Here is an 11,174-nt window from a genome sequence, read left to right on the forward strand (position 1 = left end):
CGTGGTGACAATCGAGCGCGAGGGTGGCGACCGGACGATGGACAACCACGGGCGCGGGTACGACCCGGGCCCAACGGGGGGCGCCGCGCCCCACCCACTGCCCTACGAGGGCGTCTGGCGGTTCACCGCGGCCGCGGTGGACGCCTCGGTTCCGCAGGCCCGGCACGCCGTACGGGACCTGCTGCTGCGCCAGGGCGTGCCGGTCTGCGACGACCTGGCGGAGGGACTGCTGCTGATCGTCTCCGAGCTGGTCACGAACGCGGTGAAGCACGCAGCGCTGCTCTCGCCGACGCTGGCCGTGGAGGTCGCCGTCGGCGCCGAGTGGGTGCGGGTGTCCGTCGAGGACAACCACCCCTACCGTCCGACGGCCCTGGAGGCCGACCACGCGCGGACCGGCGGCCGGGGGCTGCTCCTGGTGCGCGAGGTGGCGCGGGAGGCCGGCGGGGTGGTCGACGTCGAGCACACGGCGAGCGGCGGCAAGGTGATCTGGGCCGCGCTGCCGCTCAAGCCCGTGCGCTGAGGGCCGGGCCCGCACCGTGCGGCGCGAGCCCGTGGCTCATGGGTTCACCAGCCCGCCGCGGGGCCCGTCAGCTCCCTGATCGCCGGACGGGCCGCGTCCAGCACCGTCATGAACCAGGCCGAGAACGTGTCCCGGGCATGCCGCTGCGCCAGCTCGTCCGCCGTCACGAAGACGGTCGCGGCGACCTCCTCCGGGTCCGCCGCGGGCGGCGTCTGCACCAGGCCGACGAACAGGTGGTTGTACTCCTGCTCCACCAGGCCCGAAGCCGGGTCCGGGTGGTTGTAGCGCACGGTGCCGGCCTCGGCCAGCAGCGAGGGGGACACGCCCAGCTCCTCGTACGTGCGCCGGGCCGCCGCCGCGAACGGCGACTCGCCGGGGTAGGGGTGCCCGCAGCAGGTGTTGGACCACACGCCGGGGGAGTGGTACTTGCCGAGCGCCCGCTGCTGGAGCAGCAGCCGGCCCTGCTCGTCGAAGAGGAACACCGAGAACGCGCGGTGCAGATGTCCCGGCGGCTGATGGGCGGCGAGCTTCTCCTCCGTACCGATCGTCACGCCCTTCTCGTCGACGAGTTCCAGCAAGATCGCCTGTGCGGTGCCGTTCGACGAGCTGTGCGTCGCGGTGGCAGGTGTGATCGGCATACCCATCCTTCGCCTCGGTCTTCGCACCCCAAGTCTGCCGTACGAATCCGGCACTCCCGGCACTTCCCGCCCACTCGCATGTCAGCGCGGGTGCACGGCGCCGGAAGGGGGACCGGTAGATCATCGTGCCCTGAGCCCGCCCGGGGGAACCGCCGGGGTGCCTTCGAACGCATGAGCGACCTTGGTGACGGGCGCCCGGCGGGGCCGCCGACGGCTCAGTGGCAGAGCCTGGCCTCGTGCTCCGCGTGTCCGCCCGGCTCCAGCTGGAAGGTGCAGTGCTCGACGTCGAAGTGGGTGCCGACGCAGCCCTGGAGTTCGTGCAGCATCTTCTCGTGTCCGATGGCGTTGAGCGCCTCCGTGCTGACCACGACGTGCGCGGACAGGACCGGCATGCCCGAGGTGATCGTCCAGGCGTGCAGGTCGTGGACGTCCTCCACGCCGTCCAGCGCCAGGATGTGCGCCCGCACCTCCGCCATGTCGACGTTCTTCGGGGCGGCCTCCAGCAGCACGTCCAGCGTCTCCCGCAGCAGCTTGATCGTCCTCGGTACGATCATCAGCCCGATGGCGACGGAGGCGATCGGGTCGGCGGCCTGGAAGCCTGTGAGCAGGATCACCGCGGCCGAGATCATCACCGCCACCGAGCCCAGCGCGTCCGCGGCCACCTCCAGGAAGGCGCCGCGCACGTTCAGGCTCTCCTGCTGGCCGCGCATCAGCAGGGTGAGCGAGACCGAGTTGGCGACCAGGCCGATCAGGCCGAACACGATCATCAGGCCGCCGCGGGTGTCCGCGGGCGTGACGAACCGCTGGACCGCCTCGTACAGGACGTAGCCGCCGACGCCGAGCAGCAGCAGGCAGTTCGCCAGGGCGGCGAGGATCTCGGCGCGGGCGTAGCCGAAGGTGCGGTTGGTGCTCGCCGGGCGGTTGGCGAAGTGGATCGCCAGCAGCGCCATCCCGAGGCCCACCGCGTCGGTGGCCATGTGCGCGGCGTCCGCGATCAGCGCGAGGGAGTCCGCGAGGAGTCCGCCGGTGATCTCCACCACCATGATGGTCAGGGTGATGCCCAGGGCGATCCGCAGTCTGCCCCGGTAGGCGGCCGCGGCCGTACCCGTGGGCGGCGCATGTGTGTGCGCGTGCCCGTGATCGTGCCCAGCCCCCATGACAAAACCGTCCTTCCGCGTCCGTCCGAAGGCCCAGTGAACTACGGGTGGGGGGTATCGGGCAACGCGGTACTGAACACCGTTGTCATGTGCCCTGACCTGCGGAAACGATCCGCTGGTCAGGGCGTTGCGGCTACCTGCGGTGGTGCAGCTGCCAACCCTCCCAGGCCGAGCGCACCATCTCGCGCACATCGCGCCGGGCGCGCCAGCCCAGCTCCCGGGCGGCACGCTCGACCGAGCCGACGGCACGGGGTGCGTCGCCCGGCCGGCGCGCCTCCACGACGGGTGCGCGGCGGTCGCCGGACACCTCCCCGATGACGGTGATCAGCTCCCGCACCGAGACGCCCTCGCCCCGGCCGATGTTCAGCGTCAGATCACCGTGCGGCGTGCCCTCGGCGAGCCGCCGCGCCGCCGCCAGGTGCGCCTCGGCGAGGTCGGCCACGTGGATGTAGTCCCGCACGCAGGTGCCGTCCGGGGTGGGGTAGTCGTCGCCGAAGATCCGCGGGGCCTCGTCGCGGGTGAGCCGGTCGAAGACCATCGGCACGATGTTGAACACGCCGGTGTCCGCCAGCTCCGGCGCGGCGGCGCCCGCCACGTTGAAGTACCGCAGACAAACGGTGGAGATCCCGTGTGCCCGCCCCGCCGCGCGCACCAGCCACTCGCCGGCCAGCTTGGTCTCGCCGTACGGGTTGACCGGCGCGCAGGGGGTGTCCTCGGTGATCAGGTCCACGTCCGGGTTGCCGTACACGGCGGCGGAGGAGGAGAACACCATCCGCTCGACGCCCGCCTCGGCCATCACGTCGAGCAGCGTCGCCAGGCCACCCACGTTCTCCCGGTAGTACCGGGTCGGGTCGGCCACGGACTCGGCGACCTGCTTGCGCGCCGCGAGATGGACGACGCCGGTCACCCCGTGCCGCGCGACGACCTCCCGCAGCCGCGCGCCGTCCAGCGTCGACCCCTCGACGAGCGGCACGCCGGCGGGCAGCCGCTCGGGCACGGCGGCCGACAGGTCGTCGAGCACGACGACCTCCTCGCCGGCCCCCGCCATGCTCCGCGCCACATGCGCCCCGATAAATCCGGCCCCACCGGTGATCAGCCACGTCATGGCTCCCCACCCTATGGGTGCGCGCCGGACCGGCCCACGCGCGGTGTCCCGCGTGCGCGTGGCGGTCGTCGGGCCGGTGGGCTTCCGTGCCGGGCCTCTGGTGGCGGTCGCGGCGCCCGCCGGGAGGACGGCGCGCGGCGCGCGCGCCGGGGCTGGGGGTGACCGGTGGAGCGTGGTGGGCTCCCGTCGAGGGCGCGTGCGTGCCCTTGCCCCTGCCCCGCAACCCCGAGCCCCCCGGACCCCACCCGCCCCGGCGCCGACCGCCGCGGTCGTCGCGGTCGGCGATCGGGAGGGCACCGCTCGTCGCCGCCGCTGTCCCGGATGCCCGGGTCTGCGTCGGCGGTTTGTGGGGCGGGGGGCGGATCGCCCATGATGATCGCGGCAAAGGGCGGGGCAGCGGGCGCGGGACGGGTCGTGAACGGCCGGTGAACACGGGCCCGGGACCATCCGATACCCTCTGCCGACATGCCGCCCGGGTGCCGCAGGCAGGGGGCGGCCCGCCACGCACACGACCGGCGCCGTCGCGCCGGCACCCAGGGAGTGAGTTCGGTTGCCGACCGCCATCGTCACCGGTCAGCCGGTTCCCGGATCGCCGCTGGAGAGCGATCTGCGGTCCCTCGGCTTCGAGGTCCGGATGGCAGCGAGCACCGCCGAGGCGGAGACCCTCCTCGCAGCCGCCCCCGCGGGCGACCGCGTGGCCCTGGTCGACGCCCGCTTCGTCGGTCATCTGCACGCCCTGCGCCTCGGCCTCACCGACCCCCGCTTCCCGCTCGCCGCCGTCCCCGGCGCCGTCACCGCGCAGCCGGCCGCCCGCCAGGCGCTGACCCGGGCCGTGGCCCGCGACACCTCCTCCGGCGGCGGCACCGCGGTCGCCGTCGACAGCATCGCCGACCGCGTCGTCGCCGAACTGGACGCCGACGGCAGCGAGGTCCACCGCCCCGAGCTGGGCAGCCTCGTCGCCGTCGTACCCACCGACCCGCAGGCCCGCAACGAGGCCCGGCAGTCGGTCGCCGCCGTGGACGACGAGGCCGTACGCCTGAAGTCGGCCGTGAAGTCCCGCGACGGCTTCTTCACCACGCACTTCATCAGCCCGTACTCGCGCTACATCGCGCGCTGGTGCGCCCGCCGCGGGCTGACCCCGAACCAGGTCACCACCGCCTCGCTGCTCACCGCGCTGATCGCGGCCGGCTGCGCGGCCACCGGCACCCGCGGCGGATTCATAGCCGCCGGCGTGCTGCTGATCGCCTCCTTCGTGCTGGACTGCACCGACGGCCAGCTCGCCCGCTACGCCCTGAAGTACTCCACCCTCGGCGCCTGGCTCGACGCCACCTTCGACCGGGCCAAGGAGTACGCCTACTACGCCGGCCTCGCGCTCGGCGCCGCCCGCGGCGGCGACGACGTGTGGGCCCTCGCCCTCGGCGCGATGGTCCTGCAGACCTGCCGGCACGTGGTCGACTTCTCGTTCAACGAGGCCAACCACGACGCCACCGCCAACACCAGCCCCACCGCCGCCCTCTCCGACAAGCTGGACAGCGTCGGCTGGACGGTCTGGGTGCGCCGGATGATCGTGCTCCCGATCGGCGAGCGGTGGGCGATGATAGCGGTCCTGACGGCGGCCACCACGCCCCGGATCACCTTCTACGTGCTGCTCGTCGGCTGCGCCTTCGCCGCCGCGTACACCACCGCCGGCCGCGTGCTGCGCTCCCTGACCCGCAGGGCGCGCCGCACCGACCGCGCCGCCCTGGCACTGGCGGACCTGGCCGACTCCGGCCCGCTCGCCGAGGCGGTCGGGCGCGTCGTCCGCGGGGGCCTGCCCGGGCTCGCCGTGCCCGCCGTCGCCCTCCTCGGCGGCGCCGCGGTCGCCGCCTGCGCGGCCTTCTCCGGCTTCGGCTCGGCGCTGCCGGTGATCGGCGCCCTGGTCTACGTCCTCACCTCGGCCCTCGCCGTCGCCCGCCCGCTCAAGGGCGCCCTCGACTGGCTGGTCCCCCCGTTCTTCCGGGCCGCCGAGTACGGCACCGTCCTCGCCCTCGCGGCCAAAGCGGGGGTGAACGGGGCCCTTCCCGCGGCTTTCGGGCTGGTGGCGGCGGTCGCCTACCATCACTACGACACGGTGTACCGGATCCGTGGCAACGCGGGAGCGCCCCCGGCCTGGCTGGTGCGCTCCATAGGGGGGCACGACGGGCGGACCCTGCTCGTCGCCGTCCTGGCCGCGGTGCTCACCGGCGCGCAGTTCAAGGTCGCGCTCACGGTCCTCGCCGTGGTCGTCGCCCTGGTGGTGCTCCTGGAGAGCATCCGCTTCTGGGTGTCCGCAGGGGCGCCCGCCGTACACGACGAAGGAGAACCCGCATGATCGGCCTCGTGCTGGCGGCCGGCGCCGGACGGCGTCTGCGCCCCTACACGGACACCCTGCCCAAGGCGCTGGTGCCGGTGGGGCCCGCGGGCATAGAGGGCGAACCCACGGTTCTCGACCTCACCCTCGGCAACTTCGCGGAGATCGGCCTGACCGAGGTCGCGGTCATCGTCGGCTACCGCAAGGAAGCCGTCTACGAGCGCAAGGCCGCCCTGGAGGCCAAGTACGGCCTCAAGCTCACCCTCATCGACAACGACAAGGCCGAGGAGTGGAACAACGCCTACTCCCTGTGGTGCGGCCGTGACGCCCTCAAGGACGGCGTGATCCTCGCCAACGGCGACACCGTGCACCCGGTCTCCGTCGAGAAGACCCTGCTCGCCGCGCGCGGCGACGGCAAGCGGATCATCCTCGCCCTGGACACCGTGAAGTCCCTGGCCGACGAGGAGATGAAGGTCGTCGTCGACCCCGCGAAGGGCATGACGAAGATCACCAAGCTGATGGACCCGGCCGAGGCGACCGGCGAGTACATCGGCGTCACCCTCATCGAGGGCGACGCCGCCGCCGAACTGGCCGACGCGCTGAAGACGGTCTGGGAGACCGACCCGCAGCAGTTCTACGAGCACGGCTACCAGGAACTGGTCGACCGCGGCTTCCGGATCGACGTCGCGCCGATCGGCGAGGTCGACTGGGTCGAGATCGACAACCACGACGACCTGGCCAGGGGACGGGAGATCGCGTGCCGCTACTGACCCGGCTGATTCCCTCCCCGGTCGTCGTCGACATCCGCCCGGGCGCCCTGGACGACCTGGGCGGTGTCCTCGCGGACGAGCGCATCTCCCAGTCGGGCCGGCTCGCCGTCGCCGTCAGCGGCGGCTCCGGCGCCCGGCTGCGCGAGCGCATCGCCCCCTCGCTGCCGGGTGCCACCTGGTACGAGGTCGGCGGCGGCACCCTGGACGACGCCGTGCGCCTGGCCGGCGAGATGAAGTCCGGCCACTACGACGCGGTGGTCGGGCTCGGCGGCGGCAAGATCATCGACTGCGCCAAGTTCGCCGCGGCCCGCATCGGCCTGCCGCTGGTCGCGGTCCCGACCAACCTCGCGCACGACGGCCTGTGCTCACCGGTCGCCACCCTCGACAACGACGCGGGACGCGGCTCCTACGGTGTGCCGAACCCGATCGCGGTCGTCATCGACCTGGACGTGATCCGCGAGGCCCCGGCCCGCTTCGTCCGGGCCGGCATCGGCGACGCCATCTCCAACGTCAACGCGATCGCGGACTGGGAACTGTCCCACCGCGTCAACGGCGAGAAGATCGACGGTCTCGCCGCGGCCATGGCCCGCCAGGCGGGCGAGGCGGTGCTGCGCCACCCCGGCGGCATCGGGGACAACGATTTCCTCCAGGTGCTCGCCGAGGCGCTCGTCCTCAGCGGCATCTCGATGTCGATCTCCGGCGACTCCCGCCCGTCCTCCGGCTCCTGCCACGAGATCAACCACGCCTTCGACCTGCTGTTCCCCAAGCGGGCCGCCGCCCACGGCGAGCAGTGCGGGCTCGGCGCGGCCTTCGCCATGTATCTGCGCGGGGCCCACGAGGAGGCCGCGCACACGGCCGGGGTGCTGCGCCGGCACGGGCTGCCGGTACTGCCGGAGGAGATCGGCTTCACGGTGGACGAGTTCGTCCGCGCCGTGGAGTTCGCCCCCGAGACCCGGCCGGGCCGCTACACCATCCTCGAACACCTCGACCTCAAGCCGAACCAGATCAAGGACATCTACGCCGACTATGTCAAGGCCATCGGTAGCTGAACTCCGTCCGGTCGTCCACCCCGCCGGGGTGAAGGACCGGCGCAGCGGTGAGCATTGGGCGGGACGCCTCTACATGCGCGAGGTGTCCCTGCGCATCGACCGCTACCTGGTGAACACCAAGGTCACGCCCAACCAGCTCACGTACCTGATGACCGTCTGCGGTGTGCTCGCGGCCCCGGCCCTGCTGGTGCCGGGGATCCCGGGCGCCGTGCTCGGCGTGGTCGCCACCCAGCTGTACCTGCTGCTGGACTGCGTCGACGGCGAGATCGCCCGCTGGAAGAAGCAGTACTCGCTCGGCGGGGTCTACCTGGATCGCGTCGGCGCCTACCTGACCGACGCGGCCGTGCTGGTCGGCCTCGGGCTGCGGGCCGCCGACCTGTTCGGCAGCGGCCGCATCGACTGGCTGTGGGCCTTCCTCGGCACCCTGGCCGCGCTCGGCGCGATCCTGATCAAGGCGGAGACCGACCTGGTCGGCGTCGCCCGGCACCAGACCGGCAGGCCGCCGGTGCAGGAGTCCGCGGCCGAGCCGCGCTCCTCCGGGATGGCGCTGGCCCGCCGCGCCGCCTCCGCGCTGAAGTTCCACCGGCTGATCCTCGGCATCGAGGCCTCGCTGCTGATCGTGGTCCTCGCCATCGCCGACCAGATCCACGGCGACCTGTTCTTCACCCGGCTCGGCACCGCGGTCCTCGCGGGCATCGCGATGCTCCAGACCCTGCTGCACCTGGTGTCCATCCTCGCCTCCAGCAGGCTGAAGTGAGCGCCGTGAAGGTCGGCGCCGTCATCATCACCATGGGCAACCGGCCCGCGGAGCTGCGCGCCCTGCTCGACTCGGTCGCGGGGCAGCACGGCGACCCGGTCGAGGTGGTCGTCGTCGGCAACGGCTCGCCGGTGCCCGACGTCCCCGAGGGCGTCCGCACCGTCGAGCTGCCGGAGAACCTGGGCATCCCGGGCGGCCGCAACGTCGGCATAGAGGCCTTCGGGCCCGGCGGCCGCGACGTCGACATCCTGCTCTTCCTGGACGACGACGGACTGCTCGCCCGGCAGGACACCGCCGAGCTGTGCCGCGAGGCCTTCGCCGCCGACCCCGAACTGGGCATCATCAGCTTCCGCATCGCCGACCCGGAGACCGGGGCGACGCAGCGCCGCCACGTGCCGCGGCTGCGCGCCTCCGACCCGATGCGCTCCTCCCGCGTCACCACCTTCCTGGGCGGCGCCAACGCGGTGCGCACCAAGGTCTTCGAGGAGGTCGGCGGGCTGCCAGCCGAGTTCTTCTACGCGCACGAGGAGACCGATCTCGCCTGGCGGGCGCTGAACGCCGGCTGGCTGATCGACTACCGCTCCGACATGGTGCTGTACCACCCGACGACCGCGCCCTCCCGGCACGCCGTCTACCACCGCATGGTGGCCCGCAACCGCGTCTGGCTCGCCCGGCGCAACCTCCCGGTCCTGCTCGTCCCCGTCTACCTCGGGGTCTGGCTGCTGCTCACCCTGGCCCGCCGTCCCTCCCGGGAGGCCCTGCGGGCCTGGTTCGGCGGCTTCAAGGAGGGCTGGACCGCGTCCTGCGGTCCGCGGCGCCCGATGCGCTGGCGCACGGTCTGGCGGCTCACCCGGCTGGGCCGGCCCCCGGTCATCTGAGAAGCTTCTTACCTGAACAGCAAGCTTCTTACCGAGAGAGTCCGGGTTCTTACTCGTGAGTCACACTACGCATGACGGCGGTGTCGCGGTGAGCGCGATACCGTCGCCCGACGCGGGGCTGACGCCGGCCGAGCTGGCCGCCAAGTACGGTCTCGCCGTCAGCGGCGCCCGCCCCTCGCTGACGGAGTACATCCGCCGGCTGTGGAGCCGGCGCCACTTCATCCTCGCCTTCTCGCAGGCGAAGCTGACGGCGCAGTACAGCCAGGCCAAGCTGGGCCAGCTGTGGCAGGTCGCCACCCCGCTGCTGAACGCGGCCGTGTACTACTTCATCTTCGGCGTCATCCTGCACGCCAGCCGGGGCATGTCCTCCGACGTGTACATCCCGTTCCTGGTCACCGGCGTGTTCGTGTTCACTTTCACGCAGAGCTCGGTGATGTCGGGCGTGCGGGCCATCTCCGGGAACCTCGGGCTCGTGCGCGCCCTGCACTTCCCGCGCGCCTCGCTGCCGATCTCCTTCTCGCTCCAGCAGCTCCAGCAGCTGCTGTTCTCGATGATCGTGCTGTTCATCGTGGCGATCGGCTTCGGCAGCTACCCCGGCCCGTCCTGGCTGCTGATCGTGCCGGTGCTGCTGCTGCAGTTCCTGTTCAACAGCGGACTCGCGCTGATCGTGGCCCGGCTGGGCGCCAAGACGCCGGACATGGCCCAGCTGATGCCGTTCGTGCTGCGCACCTGGATGTACGCCTCGGGCGTGATGTTCTCCATCAGCAAGATGATGGAGGGCCGCTCGGAGCTGGCGGTCCGGTTGCTCCAGGTCAACCCGGCCGCGATCTACATGGACCTGATGCGCTTCGCGCTGATCGACGGCTACGACGCCTCGAACCTGCCGCCGCACGTATGGGCCATCGCCGGGTTCTGGGCCGTGGTGATCTTCGCGGGCGGTTTCGTGTACTTCTGGAAGGCGGAGGAGCGGTACGGCCGTGGCTGAGCAGAACACCGCAGACGACCGGCGCCCGACGGTCATCGCCGACGACCTGCACATCGTCTACCGGGTCAACGGCGCGAAGACCGGCAAGGGCAGCGCGACGGCGGCCCTGAGCCGCATCCTCAAGCGGGGCGAGGAGCGCGGCGTGCGCAAGGTGCACGCCGTGCGCGGGGTCTCCTTCGTCGCCTACCGCGGCGAGGCCATCGGCCTGATCGGCTCCAACGGCTCCGGCAAGTCCACCCTGCTGCGCGCCATCGCGGGTCTGCTGCCCGCCGAGAAGGGCAAGGTCTACACCGACGGCCAGCCCTCCCTGCTGGGCGTGAACGCGGCCCTGATGAACGATCTGACCGGTGAGCGCAATGTGATCCTGGGCGGCCTCGCCATGGGCATGTCGCGGGAGCAGATCAAGGAGCGCTATCAGGAGATCGTGGACTTCTCGGGCATCAACGAGAAGGGCGACTTCATCACCCTTCCGATGCGCACCTACTCCTCCGGAATGGCCGCCCGGCTGCGTTTTTCCATCGCCGCCGCCAAGGACCACGACGTCCTCATGATCGACGAGGCGCTGGCCACCGGTGACCGCAAGTTCCAGAAGCGTTCCGAAGAACGCATCCGGGAACTGCGCAAGGAGGCCGGCACGGTGTTTCTGGTCAGCCACAACAACAAGTCCATCCGTGACACCTGCAATCGCGTCCTGTGGCTGGAACGCGGTGAGCTGCGCATGGACGGGCCGACCGAAGAGGTTCTCAAGGAGTACGAGAAGTTCACCGGCAAGTGACCCGTTTCGGCCAAGGCCCCGTCGGCAACCTCCCGGCGGGGCCCCGCGTCTGCAAAGGAAGTGTCAACTCCGGCGCCCGTCAGGAATCTTGAAGCCAATCGGTGTGTTGTTGTGATCTGGGGGACACCCCCCCGAAGCTCGATGCGTTGTACAACGTAAGCTGTACCGGCGCCGGAAAGCGGCAAGTGGGGGGATAACGCGCGACGCCTCG

At 71.8% G+C, this 11,174-nt stretch carries 11 protein-coding genes; 8 read left to right on the forward strand and 3 right to left on the reverse strand.

All coding sequences use genetic code 11. The features are described 5' to 3' along the window. Window positions 1-37: 37 nt before the first annotated feature. Entirely contained in the window at window positions 38-520 is a 483-nt protein-coding gene (locus tag BLW85_RS31980) for an ATP-binding protein (RefSeq protein WP_070029554.1), read from the forward strand. 44 nt (window positions 521-564) lie between these two features. On the opposite strand, the gene idi is transcribed toward BLW85_RS31980, so the two are convergent. The 3 genes from idi to galE all read right to left on the reverse strand — a co-directional run bounded on the left by idi (window position 565) and on the right by galE (window position 3,420). Then, window positions 565-1,158: an isopentenyl-diphosphate Delta-isomerase gene (idi, locus tag BLW85_RS31985; protein ID WP_070029555.1), complete on the reverse strand. Its 594-nt coding sequence runs from the start codon at window positions 1,156-1,158 to the stop codon at window positions 565-567. 215 nt (window positions 1,159-1,373) lie between these two features. Continuing rightward, window positions 1,374-2,315, reverse strand: coding sequence for a cation diffusion facilitator family transporter (locus BLW85_RS31990; protein WP_074994500.1), 942 nt, complete (start codon window positions 2,313-2,315; stop codon window positions 1,374-1,376). A 133-nt stretch (window positions 2,316-2,448) separates the two neighbouring features. Then, a complete protein-coding gene (gene galE / locus BLW85_RS31995; protein ID WP_074994503.1) occupies window positions 2,449-3,420 on the reverse strand; it encodes a UDP-glucose 4-epimerase GalE in 972 nt (323 codons plus the stop codon). 550 nt (window positions 3,421-3,970) lie between these two features. Here galE and BLW85_RS32000 point away from each other — a divergent pair. From BLW85_RS32000 to BLW85_RS32030, 7 genes are read left to right on the forward strand one after another with little or no spacing between them, the layout of a single operon-like run. Next, window positions 3,971-5,770: a DUF5941 domain-containing protein gene (locus tag BLW85_RS32000; protein WP_070029558.1), complete on the forward strand. Its 1,800-nt coding sequence runs from the start codon at window positions 3,971-3,973 to the stop codon at window positions 5,768-5,770. Next, window positions 5,767-6,519: a phosphocholine cytidylyltransferase family protein gene (locus BLW85_RS32005; protein WP_070029559.1), complete on the forward strand. Its 753-nt coding sequence runs from the start codon at window positions 5,767-5,769 to the stop codon at window positions 6,517-6,519. Before BLW85_RS32000 ends, BLW85_RS32005 begins: the two co-directional genes overlap by 4 nt. Further along, complete coding sequence (locus BLW85_RS32010) at window positions 6,507-7,568, forward strand: iron-containing alcohol dehydrogenase family protein (protein ID WP_070029560.1); 1,062 nt, start codon at window positions 6,507-6,509, stop codon at window positions 7,566-7,568. Before BLW85_RS32005 ends, BLW85_RS32010 begins: the two co-directional genes overlap by 13 nt. Then, complete coding sequence (locus BLW85_RS32015) at window positions 7,546-8,325, forward strand: CDP-alcohol phosphatidyltransferase family protein (RefSeq protein WP_074996282.1); 780 nt, start codon at window positions 7,546-7,548, stop codon at window positions 8,323-8,325. Before BLW85_RS32010 ends, BLW85_RS32015 begins: the two co-directional genes overlap by 23 nt. A gap of 32 nt (window positions 8,326-8,357) precedes the next feature. Continuing rightward, window positions 8,358-9,203: a glycosyltransferase family 2 protein gene (locus BLW85_RS32020; protein ID WP_074996281.1), complete on the forward strand. Its 846-nt coding sequence runs from the start codon at window positions 8,358-8,360 to the stop codon at window positions 9,201-9,203. Between the two features lie 55 nt (window positions 9,204-9,258). Next, entirely contained in the window at window positions 9,259-10,188 is a 930-nt protein-coding gene (locus BLW85_RS32025) for an ABC transporter permease (protein ID WP_074994506.1), read from the forward strand. Then, complete coding sequence (locus BLW85_RS32030; protein WP_070029563.1) at window positions 10,181-10,963, forward strand: ABC transporter ATP-binding protein; 783 nt, start codon at window positions 10,181-10,183, stop codon at window positions 10,961-10,963. Before BLW85_RS32025 ends, BLW85_RS32030 begins: the two co-directional genes overlap by 8 nt. Window positions 10,964-11,174 lie beyond the last annotated feature (211 nt).

Origin of the sequence: Streptomyces misionensis, from assembly GCF_900104815.1 — a bacterium.
In the GTDB taxonomy this organism is placed as follows: domain Bacteria; phylum Actinomycetota; class Actinomycetes; order Streptomycetales; family Streptomycetaceae; genus Streptomyces; species Streptomyces misionensis.